Source organism: Streptomyces sp. AJS327 (genome assembly GCF_013450295.1).
In the GTDB taxonomy this organism is placed as follows: domain Bacteria; phylum Actinomycetota; class Actinomycetes; order Streptomycetales; family Streptomycetaceae; genus Streptomyces.
Genome location: NZ_SKBR01000001.1, coordinates 23,412 through 47,804, shown reverse-complemented (window position 1 = coordinate 47,804; position 24,393 = coordinate 23,412). Strand labels below are relative to the sequence as shown.

The window sequence follows — 24,393 nt, the reverse complement described above, 5'->3', positions numbered from 1 at the left end:
GGTGGGCCGCATAGCATCGGCGGCCATGAGCGCACGCTTCGCAGACCGTACCGTCATCGTCACCGGCGGTGGCTCCGGCATCGGCGCGGCCGTCGCGCACCGGCTGGCGGACGAGGGCGCCGCGCTCGTCATCCTGGACGCGGACGAGGGCGGCGGGCACCGCACCGCCCGCGAGATCACCGCCTCGGGCGGGCGCGCGGCCTTCGTCCTGGGCGACGTGACGGACGAGCCCGCCTGGTCCCGGGCGGTACGCACCGCCCGGCAGGGCTTCGGCCCGGTGGACGGGCTGGTGAGCAACGCGGCGCTGGCGGTGCGGGACAGCGCGGAGGCGCTCTCGCTGGCCGACTGGCAGGCGCAGCTCGCCGTCAACCTCACCGGCGCCTTCCTCGGCGTCCGGGCCTGCCTGGACGACCTTCGCGAACGGGGCGGCGCGGTGGTGCTCACCTCCTCCGTGCACGCCCACTTCGGGCTGCCCGGCCGTCCGGCCTACGCCGCGACCAAGGCCGGACTCACCGGTCTCGCACGGCAGTTGGCGGTGGAGTACGGCCCGAGACTGCGGGTGAACAGCGTGCTGCCGGGACCGATCCTGACCCCCGCCTGGGAGGGGGTCACCGAACAGGACGCGCGGGCGACGGCCCGGGACACGGTCGCGGGGCGCCTCGGGCACCCGGACGAGGTGGCGGCGGCCGTCGCCTTCCTGCTCTCGCCGGACGCCTCGTACGTCACCGGGACCGAGCTGGTGGTGGACGGCGGCTGGAGCGTCCACAAACCCGGCACCACCTGACACCGCCCCCGGGCGCGGCGGCGGCCGGGCACGACAGCGCTGGCCGGTGCGGGGCCGCCGGACGGATCGCCAACCCGGCGCGTACGTAAGCCTGTTGGGGCCGCCGGACGGAGCGGAGCGACGGAGGGGAACCCACGTTCCCGGGCGTACCGGGCGCGGCGGGGGGCGCGGGCGACGGGGAGGGAGAAGACGGCGGAAGCGTCAACAGGCCACCGACGCGGGACGCGTGACGGAACGCCTGAGGGGTGCGGGGCCGATCGCCGGACGTGGCTGGCGGCGGGGCCGCCGGGCCGGGTGCCGGGAGGGGGCCCGGGCGGTCGGCGGTGACGGAGGCGGCGCACGGCCATGTCACCGGTGAGCGGCCGCTGTTGACGGCGGGGCCGGTGTCCTGCGGGGCGCGGCGCCTCAACCGGCCGCCGGGGAACGGGCGGTGCCCTGCCCCAGCTCGGCGGGGCCGACCCCGGCTCGCCGCGCGAGCGCGACGGCCGCCAGTGTGGAGTGCACGCCCAACTTGCCCAGCACGTTCTGCATGTGAGTACGGACGGTGTGCGGGGAGAGGAACAGCCGCTCGGCCACGGCCTTACGCCCCAGCCCCGCCACCATGCAGCGCAGCACCTCGCGCTCCCGGGGCGTCAGCGAGCCGACCAGCCGCTCGCTCTCGGTGCGGTGCTTCCGGGATGCCGTCAGCTCCTTCAGCACGCCGGTGAGCAGCGCGGGCGAGAGATGCGTCTCGTCCTTCAGCACCCCGCGTATCACCTGGAGCAGCCGGGACAGCGAACAGTCCTTCGCCACCCAGCCACCGGCGCCCGCCTGAAGGGCCGCCGCCGCGTGCCGGGGGTCGTCACGCTCGGCGAGCATCACGGTGCGCAGCTTCGGGTACTCCGAACGCGTCCTGGTCAGCAGGGAGATGCCGCCCGTCGCGGCAGCGGCGGCGCCCGCCGTCCCGCCGGGCGTCCCGCCGGGCGGCGCGTTCGCGGGCTCGGCCGGGGGACCCGGTGGGGCGCCGCTCCGGGCCGGGGGGCGGCCGTCGCCGGGGCCGTTCGGCGCGGAGGGGGGCGGCGGACCGCCCGGGAGGCCGTCGCGCGGTGCCGTCGCGCCCGGCGCGGCCGGTCCGCCGGCGGCGGGGGCGGCGGGGCCGCCGTTCGACGGGGCCGCCAAGTCCGCGTCGACCAGCAGCACGTCGAAGCGGCGGCCCTCGGCCACGCCGCGCTCCAGACAGCGCAGCGCGGCGGGGCCGCTGCCCGCCGCCGCCACCTCGACGTCCTGTTCGGCCGCCAGCGCGGCGGCCAAGGACTCGGCGAAGATCCGGTGGTCGTCGACCACCAGCACACGGATACGTCGCATAGCACCCCCAGGCAGAGCGGGCCGGGCTCCGGGTCCGGAGCGCAGGGCAACCCGATCGCCGTCGTGCTGCGCTGCTACCCCACCCCGAGCCTCCGTACCCGGCTTCGTCACCCCCTGATCAGCACCGGCCCCCTCCGGTACTGGTCTTTCAGCATCAGCGTAAGTCCGGTGCGTGGCAAGGGCGGGCGATTCTACTGCGCCACGGGCCGCCTGCGGACCAACGCGCGCAATACGTCAACACACTTGCTCAGTACGGCAGTTGACGTGCGCGACTGCTGCCGCGCCGGGCCGCCGGTGACCGGGCGACCGCACCCGGCGGGCGGGTGGGCGGGGCTCAGACGAGACGGCGGGCGCCGGGGCCCGGCTCCACGTCGAAGACCCGTGGGGGCTGGTGACCGGCGCGGGCGAAGGCGTCCGAAACGGCCTCCCCGACGCGCTCCCGCGCCCCCTCCTCCACCAGTACCAGGGCCGAGCCGCCGAAGCCGCCGCCGGTCATCCGGGCACCGAGCGCCCCGGCGGCCAGCGCGGTGTCGACCACCAGGTCCAACTCGGCGCAGGACACCCGGAAATCGTCCCGCAGGGAGGTGTGACTCGCCGTCAGCAGCGGGCCGACGGTGGCGGGGTCACCCGCGTCCAGGGCGCGCACGGTGCGGCGCACCCGTTCGTTCTCCGTGAGCACGTGCCCCACCGCGCGCCGGACGTCCCGGTCCGCGATCCGCTCCAGCGCCGACTGCGCCTCGTCGGGCGGGACATCGCGCAGCGCGGCCACACCGAGCGCGGCGGCGCCTCGTTCACAGGCCGCGCGGCGCTCCGCGTACGCGCCGTCGGCCAGCGCGTGCCGCACTCCGGTGTCGACCGCCAGCAACCGCAGCCCGTGGGCGGGAAGCGCCAACGGCACCTGACGCCAAGAGAGTTCACGGGTGTCGAGGAACAGCGCGTGACCCGGGACGCAACAGGCCGCGGCCGTCTGGTCCATCACGCCGCTCGGCACCCCGACGAACTCGTTCTCCGCCCGCTGGCACAGCCGCGCCAGCGCTCCCCCGCCCAGCCCGAGCCCGTACAGCTCGTTCAGCGCGAGGGCGGTGACGACCTCCAGCGCCGCCGAGGAGGACAGCCCCGCCCCGGCCGGAACGGTGCTGACGAAGTGCAGGTCCGCACCGCCCACCTGGTGTCCGGCGCCGCGCAACGCCCAGAGCACGCCCGCCGGATAGGCGGCCCAGCCCTCCACCGCCGGTTCGCCGGGCACCAGTTGCTCGGGAGTGAGGGTCACCACCCCGCCCGGGACGCCGGAGGAGTGCACCCGCAGCAGCCCGTCGCGGCGGGGCGCGGCGGCGGCCTGGCAGGTCTGCGGGAGGGCTACCGGCAGCACGAACCCGTCGTTGTAGTCGGTGTGTTCACCGATCAGGTTGACCCGGCCCGGCGCCGCCCATACGCCGTCCGGCGCCGCCCCGTACACCGCGCGGAAGGCGCGGGGACCCGCCGGGTCGGCGCCCTGGCCCAGCTCCGAGGCGGCGTCCGCCCCGCTCCACGCGGCCGTCACCGGGCCGCCTCCGAGGCGGTGGCGCGGGCGAACTCCCAGGCGTCGCCGATGATGTCGGCCAGCTCGGCCCGTCGGGGCCGCCAGCCCAGCCGATCCCGCGCCCGCCGCGAGGAGGCGATGAGGACCGCCGGATCGCCCGCCCTGCGCGGGGCGGCGGTCTCCGGCAGCGGGTGACCGGTGACGCGCCGCGCGGTCTCGATGACCTCCCGCACGGAGAAGCCGTTGCCGTTGCCGAGGTTGCACACCAGGTGCTCGCCGGGCTCCGGGGCGCCCAGGGCGCGCAGATGGGCCTCGGCGAGGTCCGTGACGTGGATGTAGTCCCGTACGCAGCTGCCGTCCGGAGTGGGGTAGTCGTCCCCGTACACCGCGATGGACTCCCGCTGTCCCAGGGCGACCTGGAGGACCAGCGGGATCAGGTGGCTCTCCGGGTCGTGCCGCTCGCCCAGCACCGGCCCGCCGCCCTCCGGCCGGTGAGCGCCCGCCACGTTGAAGTACCGCAGTGAGGTGGCGGCGAGCCCGTGGGCCCGGCACTCCCCCGCCAGCAGGTGGTCGACCGCCAGCTTGGACGCGCCGTACGGGCTGGTCGGGGCGGTGGGCGCGGACTCGGTCAGGGGGGTCTCGGCGGGCTCGCCGTAGACCGCGGCGGTGGAGGAGAAGACCAGCCGCCGCACCCCGGCGCCCCGCATCGCGGCCAGCAGGTCGAGGGTGCCGCCGACGTTGTTCCGCCAGTACGGCTCCGGGTCCCGCACCGACTCGGCGACCTGCGAGCGGGCCGCGAAGTGCAGCACCGCGTCGTAGGACGGGTCCAGCCAGCGCGCGGCGTCCTGGATCCGCCCCTCGACGAGGCTGGCGCCCTCCGGCACGCCCGCGCGAAAACCGGTGGACAGGTCGTCCAGGACGGTCACCCGGTGGCCCGCCGCCAGCAGCCGCGCCGCCACCGCCCCACCGACGTACCCGGCACCGCCGGTCACCAGGTACCGGCCCGTTCCGCCGCCGCTCATCCGCTCGCTACCTCCCGCAGTCGCTGGGCCGCGGCCTCCGGCGGCACATCGTTGATGAACACGTTCATGCCGGACTCCGAACCGGCGAGGAACTTCAGCTTGCCGGGCGCCCGGCGCACGGTGAACAGGTCGAGATGGGCGCCGAACTCCGAGTGGGCGGCGTACCCGGCGCCGCTGCCGCCCCGCCCGGCACGGCGCCCCACGCCGGGAGCCTGGTTCCAGGCCGCGATGTACGGGGTGGGCGGCTCGTCCGGACCGAAGATCCGGTCGAAGCGGCGGAGCAGGTCGAGGTAGAGGCCGGGGAACTCGGCGCGGGCCTCCTCCGCCAGCTCCGTCAGGTCCGGCACCCGGCGGCGCGGGCAGATCCGCACCTGGTACGGCCAGCGCGCGGCGTGCGGCACGTGCGCCAGCCAGTGCTCGCCCGCCAGCACGACCCGGTCGCCCGCCGCCTCCTCGGCGGCCAGCACGTCGTCGAAGAGGTTCCGGCCACCGGTACGGGCCGTGTGGGCGGCGGCGGACTCCAGCATCCGCTCGGTGCGCGGGGTGACGAACGGGTAGGCGTACACCTGCCCGTGCGGATGGCTGAGCGTCACCCCGATCTCGGTGCCCCGGTTCTCGAAGCAGAAGACCTGCTCGACACCGGGCAGCCGGGACAGCTCGGCCGTCCGGTCGGTCCACACGTCCAGGACCAACCGGGCGCGTTCCTCGTCGAGTTCGGCGAAGGAGGCGTGGTGGTCGGAGGTGAAGCAGACGACCTCACACCGGCCCGCGCCCGGCCGCTCCCCGAACAGGCCGTGCGGGGCGGCCGGTTGCTCCGGACCGGGTCCCCCGGTGAAGGAGGGGAAGCGGTTCTCGAAGACCGCCACCTCGTAGTCCGGTTCGGGGATCTCGGTCCGCCGCCCTCCGTTGGTCACTCCCTCCGCCGGTTCGCCCGGCGGGGTGGAGGGGCACAACGGGCAGTCCGCGGCGGGCGGATGGTAGGTGCGGGAGTTGCGGTGCGCGGTGACGGCGACCCAGTCCCCCAGCAGCGGATCGCGGCGCAGCGCGGAGACCGCGTCCGGGACCCCCTGGACGGGCTCCCCACCCGAGGCCCGCGCGGGGCCGGAGTCCGACACCCGCGCGGGGCCGGACGGCTCGGCGTGCGGAACGCGGGGCCGTACGGTGTCGGCCGCGCTGTCGTAGTAGACGATCTCCCGTCCGTCCGGGAGCCGCAGTGGGGTCTTCCTCACGGCGGTCCCCCGTCGAGCTGCGCCACGTGCGAACTCCCTCTCGCCGACGGTCTCCTGGACCCCGATCGTTCCCCGGCTTCCACCCCACCACAAGCGCCCCGCCCCCGCGAACCCCCCACGACGCCGCTCCGCCCCCATCAACACGCCCCGGGCGCGCGGGGGTTGACGCTCGCCGCCGGACGCTTCCGCCTCCCGGGGCGTACCGCCCCACCCACCCCGGCGCGGCGCGCCCCGTACCCCGCGTACGGCGTCCGGCCCTCCGTCCCACGGACCGGGCTCGGGTCAGAGGGGCTGTGCGGGCACTCCACGGGCCGCCCCACCGGCCCGCTCCAGCAGGCCGGTGCGGGCGGCGAGCGCCGCCGCCTCCAGCCGCGAGCCGACACCGAGCTTCATCAGGACGCGCTGTACGTGGGTCCGGGCGGTGCTGGGGGCGATGCCCATGCCGACCGCGATCAGCCTGGTGTCCTCCCCCTCGGCGACGCGCACCAGCACCTCCACCTCACGCGGGGTGAGGACCTGGAGCAACCGCGCGCCCTCGTCGTCCGGTTCGGCGGCGGGGTTGAGCAGTTCGGTGAAGGACTCCTGGAGGAGCTGCGGCGCGACGGCCGCCTCCCCCGCCCTGGCCTTCATCATGGCGCGTTCGACACCCTCGATCCGCTCGTCCTGCCGTACGTACCCGGAGGCGCCGGCGGCGAAGGCGGCGGCGATACCGCGCGGGCTCGGTACCGGTCCCAGCACGACCACGGCGACCTGCGGCTTCTCCCGCTTGACCCGGACGACCGGATCGAAGACGCCCGGTTCCGCGGGGGTCGCGGTGCCCAGCAGGCACACCTCGGGCGCCCGGCTCACGATGAGGTCGGCGGCGCCCGCGCTGGGCGCCGCCGCCGCGAGCACCCGGTGCCCACGGAGTTTCAGGGCCGAGGCGAGGGCCTCGGCGAGCAGGCGGTGGTCGTCAACCACCATGAGACGCACGCTCATTCGGCTACCCCCACACCATCGGGAGAGGCGGGTCCCCCGATCCGTCCCTCTCCTGTCTCGGAAGCTACACGCTCCTCCGCCATCCCGCGCCCCCCGTGCGCCGAAAGGGCGGACGCGAGGCACCCCGCGGGAGGGAGACGCCCGCACGGGCGGCCCTCGGCCCATGGCATGTGCCTCCGGGGCACATACAACGCCACGGGACCGGCCCCACGCTAGGGCACGCCCCCCGAATCCGGACGGGCTCGGAGGCCCGCCCGAACCCGGAGGAGGTGTCCTCGCGGGACCGGTCCCGTGGTCGCGGTGTGGGCCCGGCGAGCCTCAGCGGCTCACCGGGCGGCCGTATCAGCGGGGTCCGTAGCCGACCACCAGTTTCCGCTCCTCGTCACCGATCGGCTTGCGGTCGGAGATGAGGTCCTGGTCCATGAAGAAGTACCCGTTGTGGTAGGTGGCGGGGTTGGTCGAGGAGATCGAGCTGATGGAGATCGCCTTCTCGTCCTCCAGCTTGTCGGAGGGCATCCGCAGCACCGTGGTCGCCTTGCCCGCCGCGTCGACCGAGACGACCTCGCCGCCCTTGTCGTAGGTCGGGCGCTTGTAGCCGATGACGTTGTCGCCGTCGGTGCCGATCGGCATGATCTCGCGGTTCGGGCCCCCCTCGACCATCCACTTGGTCTTGCCCTTGCGGTCGAAGGCCATGATCTCGTTGGTGCTGCCGTCCTGCCCGGAGTGGGTCTTGGTGGAGAGGGTGACGACCTTGTCGGTCACGCCCATCCGCAGGCAGGACTCCGTCTCCGTGCTGCACCCCGAGTAGTAGCGGTTCCCGAGCCGGATCTGGCCGTCGATGCCCTTCCAGTCGTCGGTGATCATGAAGACGTCGCTCGCCGAGCTGTCACCGGCGGCCACCTCCAGGGTCAGCGGCTGGGTGGAGGCGACCCGGACGGCCTCGACGTTCTTCGGCATCGCGTCGAACTTCTTCGTGGGCTTGCCGTTCTTCGGGTTGACCTTCTGGATGCTGAACTTGGGGCTGTCGTAGGAACCGCAGCGGGTCACGGCGACCAGCTGCTTGCCGCCCGCGTACCCCTCGTCCCGGCAGTCGCCCGAGTTCTCGGCCGCCCAGATCTCCTTCTTCGACTCGATGTTGTACCCGGCCGAACCGCCGATCCACGCGGTGGCGACCACGCCCTCCGCGAGGGTCACGTTGTCGTTGGTCGTGGGCTCACCGGGCAGCGTCTTCGACCACAGCTCCTCGCCCTCGTCCAGGTCGATCACCATGAGCCGGTTGCACTTCGCCTTGCTCGACTTGGTCTCCCGGGTGACCAGCGCCGCCCGGTTGTCCTCGGTCTTCTGCCGGGAGGCGGTGCACACCTCGCCCTTGAGCGGGATGCTCCACTTCTTGCTGCCGTTGTCGAGGCCGTAGCCGACGATGGCGTCCACACCGGACTTGGCGAACACCTTGTCCGTGGCCCAGCCGCCCTCCGCCGTGGTCAGATCGCTGACCTTGGGGGAGTTCTCGCTGATCACCAGCTTGCCCTCGACGTTCTGCGGCTTCTTCGGGTCGCCGCCGCCCTTCGGGTCACCGCCACCGGACGAGCCCTCCGAGGAGCCCTTGTCATCGCCCTTGGACTCGTCGTTGCCGTCCGAGTCGTCCTTCGTGAGGAAGAAGACCCCGAGCCCGGCTATGAGCACCACGGCCACCGCCGCGGCGACGATCGCGATGATCTTGTTCTTGTTGCCGTTGCCGGGACCGCCCGGCATGCCCGAGCCCATCGGCATCGTCGGGTACGCGCCGGGGTGCTGGCCGGGCGGCACCGGCGCCCCGAAACCACCCGGCGGCGGGGTCGGCTGACCCGGCTGCGGGTAGCCGTACGCACCGCCGGGCGGCGGCGTCGGCGGCTGACCCGGCGGCGGAGTCTGCGGCGGGCCAGCGGGCGCCTGCGGCGGCTGACCCGGCTGCGGATAGCCGTACGCGCCACCGGGCGGCGGCGTCGGCGGCTGACCCGGCGGCGGAGTCTGCGGCGGGCCAGCGGGCGCCTGCGGCGGCTGACCCGGCTGCGGGTAGCCGTACGACGGCTGGTCCTTCGGGTCCTGCGGCGCGCCAAAGCCGCCCGACGGCGGCTGATTGGGCGGCGGAGGCGGCTGCGACATGACAATCCCTCGTGTCAGAGAGACCGCACGATCCCCCTGAACCCTCTGCGGGCCGAGCGAATCGGACATGCGGCCTGTCATAGGCGGACAAGTGAGCGGAGGTTCTTTCTATCACCGGACACGTCAGACAGGCGGCCCGGTTCCCGGAGCACACCGAAGTCGAAACCAGACCGGAACACGACACCCATGGCGCGAACCCATCGGTCTCCCCCCATCCCCCACCGCCGACCATGACCTGCACAGCACCCACACAACCGGCGGCCCCGCCCCACCGCTCACCCCCACCCCGCCAACCCACCGCTCCCCGGCGCCCGTTGCGCGAACCGGACACTCCCGTAGCACGCCCGGGACACCCCCGCGACAACCCCGGAACGCCCCCGTGTCGCCCCCGCGACGCCACGAGCACCGCGCGGCGGCCACGCAGCGGAGAGCCCCCGACCCCGCACAGCCGGGCAAGAGACCACATCCCGGACCATGACGGACGAAACCCCGGCACCCGGCACCCGGCCCGAACTAGGAACACGCATGGACACTGACGGACACTGACGGACACGGATGGAACGGATATGACCGGACGAGCGCTGGCGGGTGCTGACGGGAACTGGCGGGCACTGGTGGGCACTGACAGATACGGACGGACACAGGTGGACACCGACGGATACGGCGTGCGCCGGTGGGACGCCGCCGGGGCCGGGTGCCGAACCCCGGCACCGGCGGGTTCGGCGTAGCGAACTCGACGCGGCCGGTACGGGACGCCGGGGGCTCAGCCGCCGGGCACCCGGTCCGGCGAGATCGGCGTATCGGGTGCGTTACCGGGTGCGGGGCGCCGCCGGGGACTCAGTCGTCCGCCAGTTCCAGCCAGCGGCTCTCCAACTCGTCCCGCTGGGCGGAGAGTTCACGCAGCTGCCCGTCCAGGCCGGCGACCCGCTCGAAGTCGGTGGCGTGCTCGGCCATCTCGGCGTGCAGCGCCGCCTCCCGCTGCTCGACCTTCTCCAACTGCCGCTCGATGCGCTGCATCTCCTTCTGCGCCGCCCGGGAGACCCCGGCCGACCTGGCGGGCTGCCCTGCGCGCTCCGCCGCCGTCTCCGGCGCGGCGGCCCGCCCGCCGGAGCGTGCCGCTCCCCCGGAGCGCGGAGCGCCCTGGGTGGCGGCGGCGGTCTGCTCCGCGCGACGTTCCAGGTACTCCTCCACGCCGCCAGGCAGCATCCGCAGGGTGCCGTCGCCGAGCATGGCGAAGACCCGGTCCGTGGTCCGCTCGACGAAGTACCGGTCGTGCGAGATGACGACCAGCGAGCCCGGCCAGCCGTCCAGCAGGTCCTCCAGCTGCGTCAGGGTCTCGATGTCCAGGTCGTTGGTCGGCTCGTCCAGGAACAGCACGTTCGGCTCGTCCATCAGCAGGCGCAGCACCTGGAGGCGCCGCCGCTCGCCGCCGGAGAGGTCGCCGACCGGCGTCCACTGCTTCTCCTTGACGAAGCCGAAGCGCTCGCACAGCTGGGAGGCGGTCATCTCGCGGCCCTTGCCCAGGTCCACTCGGGACCGCACCTGCTCGACGGCCTCCAGCACCCGGATGTCCGGGTCCAGTTCGGCGACCTCCTGGGAGAGGTACGCCAGCCGCACCGTCTTCCCGACGGTGATCCGCCCCTCGGGCACCAGCGCGGACGCGCCCCCGGAACCGGTGACGCCCGCGCCGGCCGTCTCCACGCCCTCGCGCTCCGCCGCGCTCCGCGCGAGCGCCCGCAGCAGCGAGGTCTTGCCCGCGCCGTTCACCCCGACCAGGCCGATCCGGTCGCCCGGCCCCAGCTGCCAGGTGACCTGCTTGAGCAGCAGCTTCTCCCCAGCCTGGACGGTGACCCCCTCCAGGTCGAACACGGTCTTGCCGAGGCGGGAGTTGGCGAACCGCATCAGCTCGCTGGTGTCCCGTGGCTCCGGCTCGCCCTCGATCAGCGCGTTGGCCGCCTCGATCCGGAACCGGGGCTTGCTGGTGCGCGCCGGGGCGCCGCGGCGCAGCCAGGCCAGCTCCTTGCGGACCAGGTTCTGCCGCTTCGCCTCCTCCTGCGCCGCGATCCGCTCCCGCTCGGCCCGCGCGAAGACGTAGTCGGAGTAGCCGCCCTCGTACTCGTGGACCGTGCCGCGCTGGACGTCCCACATCCGGGTGCAGACCTGGTCGAGGAACCAGCGGTCGTGGGTGACGCAGACCAGCGCGGAACGCCGCGCCCGCAGGTGGCCCGCCAGCCAGGCGATGCCCTCCACGTCGAGGTGGTTGGTGGGCTCGTCGAGCACGATGAGGTCCTGCTCCTCGATGAGCAGCTTGGCCAGCGCGATCCGGCGCCGCTCGCCGCCCGAGAGGGGACCGATCACGGTGTCCAGGCCGCGCGGGAAGCCTGGCAGCCCGAGGCCGCCGAAGAGTCCGGTCAGCACGTCCCGGATGCGCGCGACGCCCGCCCACTCGTGGTCCGCGAGGTCGCCGACGACCTCGTGCCGGACCGTGGCGGTGGGGTCCAGCGAGTCGTGCTGGGTGAGCACCCCGAGTCGCAGCCCGCCGGAGTGCGTGACCCGGCCGCCGTCCGGCTCCTCCAGCTTGGCGAGCGTGCGCACCAGCGTGGTCTTCCCGTCGCCGTTCCGCCCGACGACGCCGATCCGGTCGCCCTCGCTCACCCCGAGGGAGACGCCGTCAAGCAGCGCACGGGTGCCGTAGATCTTGCCCACGGCCTCCAGATTGACGAGGTTGACTGGGTTGGCTGCCATCTCACTCCTGTACGCGGGCCGGTCGGCTCTCCAGGGTAGTCACCCCCGCGGAGTCCCCCGGGCCCCGCGGCCCCCGCCCCACACGGCCCCCGCCCGGGCCACCCGGCCCCGCACGCGCCGGTCCACCGGGCCCGCTCACGTCCCGCTCCCGCGCCGCTCCCGTCCCGGAAACGGATGAGGCCGCTGCCGGAGCAGCGGCCTCATCGGTCGGTCGACCGTACGGACGGTCGGGTACGGGGCGGCTGGCGGAGGGTCAGCCAGCGCGGGTCAGCTTCCGGACTCCAGCACGTCGCGGACGACGGGACCGGCGTTCTTCCCGCCGTGCCCGGAGGCGGGCACCACGGCCGCCGCCGCGAGGTCCCCGCGGAAGGCGGTGAACCAGGCGTTCGGCTTCTTCTGCCCGTCGACCTCGGCGGAGCCGGTCTTCCCGCCGACGTCCCCGCTGAGGCCGGACAGCGCCTCGGCCGCGGTGCCGCTGCTGGCGGTGAGCTTCATCAGGTCCCGCAGCTCCCCGGCCACCTTGGGCTTCATCGGACGCGAGGCCTTGGCGATCTTCCGGTTGTCCAGCGAGGGCGCGACGATCACCGGCTGCCGGAAGGTGCCGCTCTCCACCGTCGCCGCGACGGAGGCCATGCCGAGCGGGTTCATCCGGACCCCGCCCTGGCCGATCAGCGACGAGGCCATCTGCGCGTCGGACTGCACCGGGACGCTGCCGTCGAAGGTGCCGGTTCCGGTCTTCCAGTCGAGACCGATACCGAAGACCTCGCGGGCCTCCTTGGTGAGGTCGTCGTCCTTCAGCTTCTTCGCCTGGGTGATGAAGGCGGTGTTGCAGGAGCGCGCGAAGCTCTGCGCGAAAGTGCCGTTCTTGATCTGGAACTTGTCCAGGTTCTGGAACTTCCAGCCGCCGTAGGTCGCGTACTTGGGGCAGGGGTGCGGCTTGCCGGGCGAGGCGAGTCCCTTGTCGAGCAGCATCGCCGAGGAGACCACCTTCATGGTGGAGCCGGGGGCGAGGGAGCCACGGACGGCGCTGTTGAAGCCGGTGGCCGGGGTGTTGGCGACGGCGAGGATCTCACCGCTGCTCGGCTTCACCGCGACGACGGACGCCTTGGCCTTGCCCTTGATCGCCGCTTCGGCCGCGCTCTGCGTCTTCTTGTCGATCGTGGTCTTCAGCTCGCCGGGGGTGCCCTTGGTGAGGGTGCGGAGCGTGGTGCCGGTGTCCTGGCCCTTCGGGCCGACGATCCGGGTCTCGACGCCCGGGGTGCCGTCGGTCTTGTCGCCGTACCGCTTGCGCAGGTCGTCCAGTATGGCGCCGAGCGACGGGTGGTCCGCCTTGCTCAGCGGCTTGCCGTCCCGGTCAACGGCCTTGATCGGCGGGTTCCCGGACTTGTCGGTCCGCAGCGACTGACCGTCCTTCAACCGCGGGTGGAGCACCGAGGGCTCCCAGTCGACCAGCGGCTTCCCGGTCTTCTTGTCCCGCACGACCTTCAGCGCCGTGTCGTACTGCCAGGAGGCCCGCTCCTCGCCGTACTCCAACTGACCGGCGACGTTGTAGGACACCTTGGTGTCCGAGGCGGGGCGCGGGGTCAGTTTCAGGTTCCGCAGCCGCGCCTCGTCGTGGAGCCCCTTCAGCCCCTTGGCGGCCGCGGCCTTGTCGTTGGTGAGTCCGGCGGCCTTCCGCACGTCCTTCGAGGACCAGGCGGTGAGGAACCCCTGGGAGGCCGTGCGGACTTCGGACGAGCTGAGCGGACCGGTCTTGACCTCCTTCTCCTCGCCGGAGGACGAGCTGTCGCCAGCGGCGGAGACGCTGCCCTTGTCCTTGTCGCCGCCGCCGTCGTCGCCGTTCCCCACGAGGGCGTAGACGCCGAAGCCGGTGGCGCCCAGGACCACGGCGGCGGCTCCACCGATCACGGCCAGTTTCTGACTGTCACGCATCTGAGAATTGCCCCTCCACCCCGCCTCAGCCGACTGACCGAGGACCTGTCCGAGGCACCCTAGAGCACACTGTCGACGCCCCGTGTCCGGGTATGCCCATTCAGCCCTGTATCAGGGCGATAACGATCGCTCAGCGGCGCGGGCCCGACGCGCCCCGCCCGCCCGGTGGTTGACCGGTCGTCACCTCGCTGAGCTGCGCGGACACCGGGACGTCCGGCGACGCCCGGCACAGCACCCGACCGGCGGGCACCCGGGGCCCCAACCGGCCGCCGCCCGGCCGGGGTTACCCGGCCCAGGCCCCGTCCCGGGCCGCCCGCCCGGCGGCCGCCGTCACCGTCCGTCGCCGTTCCGGGCCGGTGGCTAGACCCAGGTGTCGAGCCACATGCGGTGGCGCCAGTCGCTCATGGGCAGCGGCTCGCCGGTGTAGATGGGCCAGAAGTAGACGAAGTTCCAGATGATGAGCAGCCCGAGGACGCCCGAGGTCACCACCCCCACCACCCGTCTGCGTTCGGTGGAGCCCGGCGGCCCGGCGAGCGCCCCCATCGCCATGGCCAGCGCCAGGCAGAGGAAGGGCAGGAAGACGACCGCGTAGAAGAGGAAGATCGTCCGCTCCTGGTAGAGGAACCAGGGCAGGTAGCCCGCCGCGACCCCGCAGAGGATCGCGCCCGCGCGCCAGTCGCGGCGCAGCAGCCAGCGGTAGGCGACGTACAGCAGGGCGAGGCAGGCGGCCCACCACAGCAGCGGGGTGCCCAGCGCCAGCACCTCGCTGGCGCAGTTCTCGCTCTGGCCCCGGCAGCCGGGATCCCCCTTCTTGATGTCCTCGTAGTAGTACGAGACGGGTCTGCCCAGCACCAGCCAACTCCACGGGTTGGACTGGTAGGTGTGCTCCGAGGTCAGGGTGACGTGGAAGCCGTAGACCTCGTTCTCGTAGTGCCAGAGGCTGCGGATCGGGCCGGGGATCCAGCCGAAGGACGTCTCCGCCCCGGCCTTGTCCGCCCAGTCCCGCAGGTGGCCGCCGGAGGTCGCGAACCAGCCCGTCCAGGAGGCCACGTAGGTCGCGCAGGCGACGACCACCAGCGAGACGAAGGCGGGCACCGTGTCCCGCAGGAGCGCCGCCCGGAACGGGCGGGTGGCCCCGGCGGTACGCCGCGCGCCCACGTCCCACAGAACCGTCAGCAGCGCGAAGGCGGCCAGGATGTAGAGCCCGTTCCACTTGGTGGCGAAGGCCAGTCCGAGGCAGAGCCCGGCGGCGAGCCGCCAGGGCCGCCAGCCGAGCCGGACCCGGTCGGCGACGCGCGGGTCGGCGCGCGGCTCGCGGGTGTGCGGGTCGAGCGGGAGCGCGGCGGCCAGCCGCGCCCGGGTGCGGTCCCGGTCCAGCAGCAGACAGCCGAAGGCGGCCACCACCCAGAACATCAGCACCAGGTCCAGCAGCGCGGTGCGGCTCATCACGAAGTGCAGCCCGTCGAAGGCGAGCAGCGCGCCCGCGACGCAGCCCAGCGCCGTCGAGCGGAAGAGGCGGCGCCCGATCCGGCAGAGCATCAGCACCGAGAGGGTGCCGAGCAGCGCCACCATGAAGCGCCAGCCCAGCGGCTCCAGTCCGAAGATCGCCAGTCCCAGGGCGATGACCCACTTGCCGATGGGCGGGTGGACGACGTACGAACTCTCCCCGGGGAGCTTGACACTGCCTGGGTCCTTGAGGATCCGCTCGTTGGCGTTGTCCGGCCAGTCGGTCTCGTAGCCGAGGTGCAGCAGCGACCAGGCGTCCTTGGCGTAGTAGGTCTCGTCGAATATCACCTCGTGCGGCGAGCCCAGCTGGTGGAACCGCAGCAGCCCGGCGACGACGGCCACCAGTACCGGGCCGATCCAGGCCGCCCAGCGGGCCAGCCCGGCGGCGAGCCGGGGCGAGAGCCCGAACATCGCCCCCACCCGCACGTCCGGCGCCGGGAACGGCGGCACCAGCCGCTCGCGCACCCCCGGCCGGGACGGCGCGGTGTACCCGAAACGGCGCAGCCGTGACCGCCAGGCGGGCTGGGAGTCACCACGGTTCTCGCGGGTGGCGTCGGCCGTGGGTTCGGCGGTGTCACTGGTGGTCACCCGCGCCATCGTAGGTCCGGGTGGGGAGCGGGCGGGGACGCCGGTCCGTACGCCGGTGATGCCCGCAGCGCACCGTCCGGTCCCCTTCTCGTGCCCTCCGCCACCGCACGTCCCCTACGTGCGGTGGCGGAGGGCCTCGCACCACTTGTCCGCCCCGGCGCACCACCACACACCGGCCCCCGTCCGCGCCCGCGCACCCCCGCGCGCCGGACCCCTCCCCCGCCCGTCCCCGCCCGCGCGGCCCCCGTCCCGGCCCCAACCCCCGCCGGGCACACGACGGTTCGGGCGGACACGCGGTGCGGCCCGGCACGGTCCGGCTCGCGCCGGGGCGGTGCGGTCGGCGCCTGGGCCGCGCGGCTCGTACGGGGTCTGGGGCGGCGGCCGGGGCGTGGCCGATACGGGATCCGGGTGGCGGCCGGGGCTGGACGCCGCCGGGGCCGGGCACCGGCGACGGACGGAGGGCGGCCGGAGCAAGGCTCGGGTGGGTGGGGGGGGAGCAGGGCCCGGGTGGGTGGGGGCGGAGCGGGGGCGGGGCGGCTCGCGGTGACTGCGAGGATGGGCGGGTGACTGGAACCCTGGTACTCGCGGGCACCCCGATCGGCGACGTCGCCGACGCCCCGCCCCGGCTCGCGGCCGAGTTGGAGGGCGCGGACATCGTCGCGGCCGAGGACACACGGCGGCTGCGGCGGCTCGCGCAGGCGCTCGGCGTCCGGCCCTCCGGCCGGGTGGTGTCGTACTTCGAGGGCAACGAGGCCGCCCGCACACCGGAGTTGGCGGACGCGCTGGCCGAGGGCGCGCGCGTGTTGCTGGTGACGGACGCCGGGATGCCCTCCGTCTCGGACCCGGGCTACCGGCTGGTCGCCGCCGCCGTGGAGCGTGAGGTTCCGGTGACGGCGGTGCCCGGCCCCTCGGCCGTGCTGACCGCGCTGGCGCTGTCCGGCCTGCCCGTCGACCGGTTCTGCTTCGAGGGGTTCCCGCCCCGCAAGGCCGGGGAGCGACTGGCCCGGCTGCGAGAGGTGGCCACGGAGCGGCGCACCCTCGTCTACTTCGAGTCGCCGCACCGGCTGACCGCCACGCTGGAGGCGATGGCCGAGGTCTTCGGCCCGGACCGGCGGGCCGCGGTGTGCCGGGAGCTGACCAAGACCTACGAGGAGGTCCGGCGCGGCCCCCTCGACGAACTGCGCGCCTGGTCGGCCGACGGGGTGCGGGGCGAGATCACCGTCGTCGTCTCCGGGGCGCCGGAGCCGGAGCCCGGGGCGCTGGACGCGGCGGAGCTGGCCCGTCGGGTGGCCGAACGCGAGGAGGCTGGTGAGCGGCGCAAGGAGGCCATCGCCGCGGTGGCGAGCGCCACCGGGGTCCCCAAGCGCGAGGTGTTCGACGCGGTGGTCGCGGCGAAGCACCAGTCCTGACCCGGCGCCCGCGCCGCACCCGCACCCGCACCCGCACCCGCACGAAGCGCGATACCGCGCGAAAGCGATACCGGGGGAACGCGATACCGGGGGAACGCGCGAAACCCACGGGGACCATGTTTGCCGACGGGTTCCCCTGAGTACCCCTACTGATCCCGGTGCCGGTGAACGGTTCCGGGGTTTCGGTGAACGATGCCATTCGCCGAAATCCGACCCGTTCGGGAGGACGCCCATCCGGTAAAGCGTTGACGCGGGAAAGCAAAAGCAAAGGACGGGCATGCGGAAGCGCCCTCCAGCTACGGAAAACCCAAATCTCTCCCAACAGCAGGACGGGGCCGCTGCGTTTTCCCGATTCCAGGAGTCCACTGGTGAGTGGGCCACCCTGCGCGGGGAGAGAGGAGCTGCCATGAAGGACACCGACGGCACTGGCGGTACTGGAGAGACCACGGAGGCGGCGCCCGAAATTCAGCGGAAGGGCACCGCGGGCGAGACGCGGAACAACAACCACGCGGTACACGAGGCGTATTCCTTCGCCTGCATGCGGTGCGGACACGGCTGGGAGCAGGAATACGAGATCGTGCACCTCGCCTATCCCGACGGCCGTCCCATGATTGTCTACTACGCGGACGGCGAGCGCGTTCCGTCCCCCCTCACCCGCCCCACCTGTTCCGCCTGTGGCGGACACGTGGTGCGCATCATGCGCGCCGGACGCGTCTCGGAGGCCACGGCGGCGCTGTCACACTCCCGCCGCTGAACCCGCCGCGTCCTGACCCCGCACGCCCCCGGCACGAGAACGCCGGGGGCGTGCGAGCGGCTCCCCGCCCCGTATCCCCGCCCTCCCCGCTTTACCCCTCACCCAGTGTCTGACTAGAGTCAGAGAATGACGACGGAGCAGGTGGAGCAGGTACGGCGGTTCAGCAGAACGGTCGCCGAGCGGGTGGGGGTGCTGCACGACCGGTACCTGGGCGGCGCCCGTCCCTACGGCCAGGCCCGGCTGCTCTGGCAGATCGGCGACGCGGAGGAGCGCGGCGGCGCGGACGGGGGCAGGGACAGAGGCGCGGACGGGAGCCGGGAGGCGGACGGGGTCGGCGAGGGCGTCCCGCAGGACGTACGCGGCCTGCGCGCCCGACTCGGCCTCGACTCCGGCTACGTGAGTCGGCTGTTGCGGGCGCTGGAACGCGAGGGACTGGTCGCCGTCGCACCGCACCCGCGCGACCGGCGGGTGCGGACCGTGCGGCTGACCGAGGCCGGGCGTGCGGAGCGCGCGCGGCTCGAAGAGCGCAGCGAGGCGCACGCCGCCTCCCTCCTCGCCCCGCTCGACGCCCGGCAGCGCGAGCGGCTGACCGCCGCCATGACCGAGGTCGAGCGGCTGCTGACCGCCTCCGTCGTCACCGTCGAGACGCTCGACCCCGACCACCCCGACGCCGTGTCCTGTCTGCGCTCCTACGCCGCCGAACTGCGGGAGGTCTTCGACGGCGGCTTCGACCCGGCCAGCAGCCTGCTGCCCGACCCGGGTGAACTCCGGGCCCCACGCGGTCTGTTCCTCGTCGCGCGGCTGCACGGGGAGCCGGTGGGTTGCGGTGGGCTCAAGCTGCCGGCCGGGGCGCCCGCCGAGATCAAGCGGCTGTGGGTCTCGCCCGACGCCCGGGGACTCGGCCTGGCCCGACGGCTCCTGGCCACGCTGGAGGACCACCTCGTGCGGCGGGGCCGCGATCTGGTGCGCCTCGACACCAACAAGGCGCTGGAGGCGGCCACCCAGCTCTACCGCACCAGCGGTTACACCGAGGTCCCCGCCTTCAACGACGAGCCCTACGCCCACCACTGGTTCGAGAAGCGCCTCACCCCCGGAACGCCCGGGACCCGCGAGACACCCGGAGCGCCCGGGACCCCGTAGGGCGTCGGTCCGCCGGTGGTCCGCCCGAACCACTCCGGCGCCGGAGTGGTTCGGGCGGACCAGCGATCCGGCCGACGCGGGGCGTGCCGGGAAGGTCGGGCGGTGCCGGGGTCGGGCGTCGGCTGGCGGTTCGGGCGACGACTTAGGATCACGGCATGTCCCGACGCCAGACGCCCACGGCACCGCCCCTGCCCGAGCCCCTGCGGGTAGCGGTCCCCGACTCGCACACCCATCTCGACATGCAGCCGCCCGGCGTGGCGGACGCGCTGGCCGCCGCCTCCGCGGTGGGGGTCGGCCCACTGATCCAGATCGGGTGCGACGTCGAGCGGGCCCGGTGGGCGGCGGACGTCGCGGCGGAGTGGGACTCGGTCTGGGCGGCCGTCGCGCTCCACCCCAACGAGGCCCCGGTCCTCGCCGAGAAGGGCGAACTGGACGCCGCGCTGGGCGAGATCGAGCGGCTGGCCGCGCTGCCCGAGGTGCTGGCCGTCGGCGAGACCGGCCTGGACTACTTCCGTACCGGCGAGGAGGGGCTGGCCGCCCAGCAGCGCTCGTTCCGCGCGCACATCGCGATGGCGAAGCGGCTGGACAAGGCGCTCGTGATCCACGACCGGGACGCGCACGCCGACGTGCTGCGGCTGCTGCGCGAGGAGGGCGCGCCGGAGCGGACGGTCTTCCACTGCTTCTCCGGGGACGCGGCGATGGCGCGGGAGTGCGCCGCCGAGGGCTGGTTCATGTCCTTCGCCGGGAACGTCACCTTCAGGAACGCCGAGCCGCTGCGGGACGCCCTCCGCGTCGCGCCCGCCGAGCTGCTGCTCGTCGAGACGGACGCGCCGTTCCTCACCCCGGAGCCGTTCCGGGGCCGTCCGAACGCGCCCTATCTGATCCCGGTGACGCTGCGCGCCATGGCCGAAACCAAGGGGCTGGACGAGGACGCGCTCGCCACCCAGATCGCGGCGAACACCGCCCGCGCCTTCGGCTACTGACCGGCCGAGCCACCCCGCACCGGACGACTCCCCAAGTCCCCGCGCCCCGGCCCGTGTCCGGCACCCGCCGCCCCGGCCCGTGTCCCGGTAACCACCAGTACCCGCGTCCCGTCGCGCACCGTGTGCCGGGCATGACGTACGCGTGTCCGGTACCGCCCGTCGGGCGTCGAGGATCAGCCGTCGCGCATCCGGCATCGGGCGTCGCGTATCGGGTGGAACCGCGCTTCACGGTACTCGGCGGGCGCGACACAGCGTGGTCGTACCGCTTGGGAGAGTGACGTTCGCTCGGCTACAGTCCCGGCGCCCGTCCACTGGACCGCTGGGAGCACACCGTGAGTCCGAGTACGTCGCCACAGGGCCGCCGCGCGGCGCGCGCGGAACGGCGAGGCACGCCGACTGAGCCGTACGGGGGGCCGTCGTACGGGAATCCGGCTCCCGCCCCGCCCGCGAACGAAGCCCGGTCCGCCGCCGGTCGGTTCGCCGCCGGTGGGCCGGTCTGCGCTGGCCCGGGCGGGGACGGGTCGGTCGGTGACGGGTCAGCGGCTGGTGACTCCGGCACGGATGGGGCGGGCTTCGGGGGGACGGGCGGGGACGGGGCGGGCGGCCACGGTGACCCGGTGCGGCGGGCGGAGGGCACCGTGCGCGTGAGCGCGCCCTCGGGGCCCGCCCCCGGCGGCGAGCCGCCCGGGACCGTCCCCCGCCGGACCTCCGCGCCCGGGGAAGCGGAACACCCGACGGCGGGCCTCCCCGCTACCCCGGCACCGACGGGGAACACGGCGGACGCGGTGGACCGGACCGCCGAGCGGCGCGGCGGCCACCGGGCACGCGGACGGGGCGCGGGACGGGCGCGGGGACGCGGGAGCGGCGACGGGGGCGAGGGGCTGCGCCGCCTCCTGCCGCAGGCGCTGGTGGTGGCGTTCCTCGCGGGCGGCACCTCGGCCTTCGTCGCGCACGACAGGGCGGTCACGCTCAGCGTCGACGGGAAGGCGCGCACCCTGCACACCTTCGCCTCGGACGTGACGGGGCTGCTGGAGCGGGAGGGCGTCACCCTCGGGCCGCACGACGAGGTCACCCCCGCCCCGGACACCCCGCTCAGCCACGGCGACGAGGTGGCCGTCGGGCACGGGCGGCCGCTGCGGCTCACGCTGGACGGCGGGCACCGGATCGTGTGGACCACCGCCCGGACCGTGGGGGGCGCGCTCCGCGAACTCGGCGTGCGCCTGGACGGCGCGTACCTGTCGACGCCCGCCGGGACCCGCCTCGGGCGGGCCGGAACGGCGCTGGAGGTGCGGACTGAACGCCGGGTCACCGTCCTCGTGGACGGCCGGGAGCACACCGTGGCCACCAACGCGGCGACCGTCCGCGCGACGCTCCGCGCGGCGGGGGTGGACCTGGGCGCCGACGACACCACGAGCGTTCCGCTGGACGCCTTCCCCCGCGACGGGCAGACGGTGGCCGTGCTGCGGGTCGCCCGGAGCGAGCAGGTCCGCGCGAAGGCCATCGCGTTCCGGACGGTGCGGCGTCCCGACCCGGAGCTGGACCAGGGCACGGAACTGGTCGAGCGGGCCGGGAGGGCCGGACTCCGCCGCACCCTCTACCAGGTGCGCACCGTGAACGGGGTGCGCGAGCGGCCCCGGCGGGTGCGGAGCGAGGTCGTCCGGGAGCCGCGGGACGAGGTCGTCCGGGTCGGCACCCGGCGGTTGCCGACCTCCGTCCGGGGCGCGGACGGACTCGACTGGGACGCGCTGGCGCGCTGCGAGTCCGGGGGCCGTCCGGACGCGGTCGACCCCTCGGGCACCTACGGCGGGCTGTACCAGTTCGACCAGTCCACCTGGCGCTCGCTGGGCGGCAGCGGCCGCCCGCAGGACGCCCCGGCCGCCGAGCAGACCCTCCGCGCGAAGAAGCTCTACGTCTCCAGGGGCGCGAGTCCGTGGCCGGTGTGCGGCCGTAAACTGTCGCGGTGAGCGACGAGTCCGCACCGGAACCCCCCAGCTGCCCGCCCGGCCCCGACCCCCTGCTGGGCGCGGCCGACGTCCGGGAGCTGGCCCAGGTGCTCGGACTCCGCCCGACCAAACAGCGCGGCCAGAACTTCGTGATCGACGCGAACACGGTGCGCCGCATCATCCGCGCCGCCGACGTGCGCCCGGACGACGTGGTGGTGGAGGTCGGCCCCGGGCTCGGCTCGCTCACCCTGGCACTGCTGGAGTCGGCCCGCCGGGTCACCGCCGTCGAGGTGGACGAGGTACTGGCGGCGGCGCTGCCGTCGACCGTCCGGGCGCGCGCGCCCTGGCTCGCCGACTCCTTCGAGCTGGTGCACGCGGACGCGCTGCGGATCACCGAGCTGCCGGGGCCGGAGCCGACCGCCCTGGTGGCGAACCTCCCGTACAACGTCGCGGTGCCGGTGCTGCTGCACATGCTGGCCACCTTCCCGAGCCTGCGGCGCGCGCTGGTGATGGTGCAGGCGGAGGTCGCGGACCGGCTCGCGGCGGCGCCCGGCTCGAAGGTGTACGGGGTGCCGTCCGTCAAGGCGGCCTGGTACTGCGAGGTGCGGCGCGCGGGCGCCATCGGGCGGAACGTGTTCTGGCCCGCGCCGAACGTCGACTCGGGGCTGGTCGCGCTGGAGCGGCGGGACGCGCCGCCAGTCGCCGGGGTCTCCCGGGACGCGGTGTTCGCGGTGGTCGACGCGGCCTTCGCGCAGCGCCGGAAGACGCTGCGCTCCGCCCTCGCCGGGTGGGCCGGTTCGGCCGCGCGGGCGGAGGAGGCGTTGCGCGCGGCGGGCGTGGACCCGCGCGCCCGCGGTGAGGCGCTGAGCGTCGAGCAGTTCGCCGCCATCGCCCTGCACCACCCGGCGACGAGCGCGGCGACGGCGCGTACTCCGGGTCCGGCCGGCGTCGGCGGAACGGCCGGGGACGGGACGGGCCGGAGCCCCCGGGACCGGGCCGAGGGGGACTCCCGGGACGGCACCGGGCTGGCCCCGGACGGGGAGGCCGCCCGGGAGGGGCGGGAAGACGGAGAGGGGAACCACGCGTGAGCGTCACCGTCCGGGTACCGGCGAAGGTGAACGTCCAGCTGGCGGTCGGCGGACGGCGGGAGGACGGCTTCCACGGGCTGGCCAACGTCTTCCTCGCCGTCGGCCTCTACGACCACGTCACCGCGGAGCCCGCGGACGCCCTGCGGCTGGCCGTCTCGGGCAGCGGCGCCGACCAGGTGCCGCTCGACGAGCGCAACCTCGCGGCCCGCGCGGCACGGCTGCTCGCCCAGCGGTACGGCCGCGAGCCCCGGGTCGCGCTGCGGATCGAGAAGGACATCCCGGTCGCGGGCGGCATGGCGGGCGGCAGCGCGGACGCCGCCGGAGCGCTGCTGGCCTGCGACACCCTCTGGGGTACCGGGGCCTCGCGGGACGAGCTGCTGGAGATCTGCGCGGAACTCGGCTCCGACGTGCCGTTCAGCCTGGTCGGTGAGGCGGCGCTGGGCCGCGGCCGGGGCGAGCTGCTCACCCCGCTGGAGGTGAACGGCGCGTTCCGCTGGGTGTTCGCGCTCGCGGACGGCGGCCTGTCCACCCCGGAGGTCTACGGCGAGTGCGACCGGCTGCGCGCCGCCTCCGGTACGGGCGCGACCGTCGCGGAACGACCCGAGCCGGACGCGTCCCCGGAGCTGCTCGCCGCGCTGCGGGCGGGCGACGCGAAGGCGCTCGCCGCCACCGTCGGCAACGACCTCCAGGACGCGGCGCTGTCGCTGCGCCCCGCGCTGGCGGAGACGCTGGCGGTGGGCCGGGCCGCGGGCGCCTCGGCGGGGCTGGTCTCCGGATCGGGCCCGACCTGCGCCTTCCTGACGGAGAGCGACGAGACGGCGGAGGCCGTCGCGGAGGCGCTGCGCGCCTCCGGTAGCTGCCGGGACGCCCGTGTCGCGCGCGGCCCCGTCCCCGGCGCCACCCTCCTCCCCTGACGCCCGGCCCCGAGCCCCGTCTCCGGGCCCGCCCTGAGGGCCGGTCCGCCCTGACGCCCGCGTACGGAGGTCGCGCTGACGGCCCGTCCCGCCGCCCGACCGGCCCACGTCCGGGGGGTGCCGAGTACCGGACGGCGGGCGCCGGTTGGCCGTCTCCCGGCGGGCGCCGCAGACTGGCAGCACGATCCGGCGACCCGGGTCCGGCGGTCACGGCCCGGCCCGGGCACGCCCGCCCCGGCGGTGGCGCCCCGTCCGCGCGGACCCGCGTCACCCCGGACGGCGGGCGCACCGGCGGCGGTTGACGACTTCCGGGCCGGGTACCCGCCCGGGCGCCGCCCCCGGCAGCCCGGCCCGCGCCGTTCGGCCGGACCGT

Annotated in this window: 17 protein-coding genes; 8 read left to right on the top strand and 9 right to left on the bottom strand. The window is 74.7% G+C overall.

Annotated features, from left to right (window positions below; genetic code table 11):
* The first annotated feature begins 25 nt into the window (after nt 1-25).
* Nucleotides 26-784, top strand: coding sequence for an SDR family NAD(P)-dependent oxidoreductase (locus tag E0L36_RS00170; protein ID WP_180926821.1), 759 nt, complete (start codon nt 26-28; stop codon nt 782-784).
* 405 nt (nt 785-1,189) lie between these two features.
* Here the strand turns inward: E0L36_RS00170 and E0L36_RS00165 are convergent, their stop codons facing one another.
* From E0L36_RS00165 to E0L36_RS00125, 9 genes are all read right to left on the bottom strand, one after another.
* Entirely contained in the window at nt 1,190-2,128 is a 939-nt protein-coding gene (locus tag E0L36_RS00165) for a response regulator transcription factor (protein ID WP_180926820.1), read from the bottom strand.
* Between the two features lie 334 nt (nt 2,129-2,462).
* The gene (galK, locus tag E0L36_RS00160) at nt 2,463-3,629 is read right to left on the bottom strand and encodes a galactokinase (RefSeq protein WP_180928490.1); all 1,167 of its coding nucleotides are present in this window, start codon (nt 3,627-3,629) and stop codon (nt 2,463-2,465) included.
* Between the two features lie 35 nt (nt 3,630-3,664).
* A complete protein-coding gene (gene galE / locus E0L36_RS00155) occupies nt 3,665-4,669 on the bottom strand; it encodes a UDP-glucose 4-epimerase GalE (RefSeq protein WP_180926819.1) in 1,005 nt (334 codons plus the stop codon).
* A complete protein-coding gene (gene galT / locus E0L36_RS00150) occupies nt 4,666-5,898 on the bottom strand; it encodes a galactose-1-phosphate uridylyltransferase (protein ID WP_180926818.1) in 1,233 nt (410 codons plus the stop codon). The genes galE and galT overlap by 4 nt, the downstream gene beginning before the upstream one ends.
* Before the next feature lie 282 nt (nt 5,899-6,180).
* Nucleotides 6,181-6,876, bottom strand: coding sequence for a LuxR C-terminal-related transcriptional regulator (locus E0L36_RS00145; RefSeq protein WP_180926817.1), 696 nt, complete (start codon nt 6,874-6,876; stop codon nt 6,181-6,183).
* 342 nt (nt 6,877-7,218) lie between these two features.
* Nucleotides 7,219-9,018, bottom strand: a complete 1,800-nt coding sequence (locus E0L36_RS00140) for a PQQ-binding-like beta-propeller repeat protein (protein WP_180926816.1) — start codon at nt 9,016-9,018, stop codon at nt 7,219-7,221.
* An 837-nt stretch (nt 9,019-9,855) separates the two neighbouring features.
* Complete coding sequence (locus E0L36_RS00135; protein ID WP_180926815.1) at nt 9,856-11,763, bottom strand: ABC-F family ATP-binding cassette domain-containing protein; 1,908 nt, start codon at nt 11,761-11,763, stop codon at nt 9,856-9,858.
* A gap of 267 nt (nt 11,764-12,030) precedes the next feature.
* Nucleotides 12,031-13,695 (bottom strand): penicillin-binding transpeptidase domain-containing protein, encoded by a 1,665-nt coding sequence (locus tag E0L36_RS00130; RefSeq protein ID WP_180926814.1) that lies wholly within the window; start codon nt 13,693-13,695, stop codon nt 12,031-12,033.
* 360 nt (nt 13,696-14,055) lie between these two features.
* Nucleotides 14,056-15,798 (bottom strand): dolichyl-phosphate-mannose--protein mannosyltransferase, encoded by a 1,743-nt coding sequence (locus E0L36_RS00125; RefSeq protein WP_180926813.1) that lies wholly within the window; start codon nt 15,796-15,798, stop codon nt 14,056-14,058.
* 554 nt (nt 15,799-16,352) lie between these two features.
* On the opposite strand from E0L36_RS00125, the gene rsmI reads away from it, so the two are divergent.
* The 7 genes from rsmI to E0L36_RS00090 all read left to right on the top strand — a co-directional run bounded on the left by rsmI (nt 16,353) and on the right by E0L36_RS00090 (nt 24,020).
* Complete coding sequence (rsmI, locus tag E0L36_RS00120; protein ID WP_180926812.1) at nt 16,353-17,198, top strand: 16S rRNA (cytidine(1402)-2'-O)-methyltransferase; 846 nt, start codon at nt 16,353-16,355, stop codon at nt 17,196-17,198.
* 406 nt (nt 17,199-17,604) lie between these two features.
* Nucleotides 17,605-17,952, top strand: coding sequence for a hypothetical protein (locus E0L36_RS00115; RefSeq protein ID WP_258015841.1), 348 nt, complete (start codon nt 17,605-17,607; stop codon nt 17,950-17,952).
* A 126-nt stretch (nt 17,953-18,078) separates the two neighbouring features.
* Complete coding sequence (locus E0L36_RS00110; RefSeq protein ID WP_180926811.1) at nt 18,079-19,092, top strand: helix-turn-helix domain-containing GNAT family N-acetyltransferase; 1,014 nt, start codon at nt 18,079-18,081, stop codon at nt 19,090-19,092.
* 155 nt (nt 19,093-19,247) lie between these two features.
* Nucleotides 19,248-20,075, top strand: a complete 828-nt coding sequence (locus tag E0L36_RS00105) for a TatD family hydrolase (RefSeq protein WP_180926810.1) — start codon at nt 19,248-19,250, stop codon at nt 20,073-20,075.
* A gap of 785 nt (nt 20,076-20,860) precedes the next feature.
* On the top strand, nt 20,861-22,039 hold the full coding sequence (locus tag E0L36_RS00100) for a ubiquitin-like domain-containing protein (protein WP_308416574.1): 1,179 nt from the start codon (nt 20,861-20,863) through the stop codon (nt 22,037-22,039).
* On the top strand, nt 22,036-23,106 hold the full coding sequence (rsmA, locus tag E0L36_RS00095) for a 16S rRNA (adenine(1518)-N(6)/adenine(1519)-N(6))-dimethyltransferase RsmA (protein WP_180926808.1): 1,071 nt from the start codon (nt 22,036-22,038) through the stop codon (nt 23,104-23,106). The genes E0L36_RS00100 and rsmA overlap by 4 nt, the downstream gene beginning before the upstream one ends.
* Nucleotides 23,103-24,020: a 4-(cytidine 5'-diphospho)-2-C-methyl-D-erythritol kinase gene (locus E0L36_RS00090; RefSeq protein WP_180926807.1), complete on the top strand. Its 918-nt coding sequence runs from the start codon at nt 23,103-23,105 to the stop codon at nt 24,018-24,020. Before rsmA ends, E0L36_RS00090 begins: the two co-directional genes overlap by 4 nt.
* Nucleotides 24,021-24,393 lie beyond the last annotated feature (373 nt).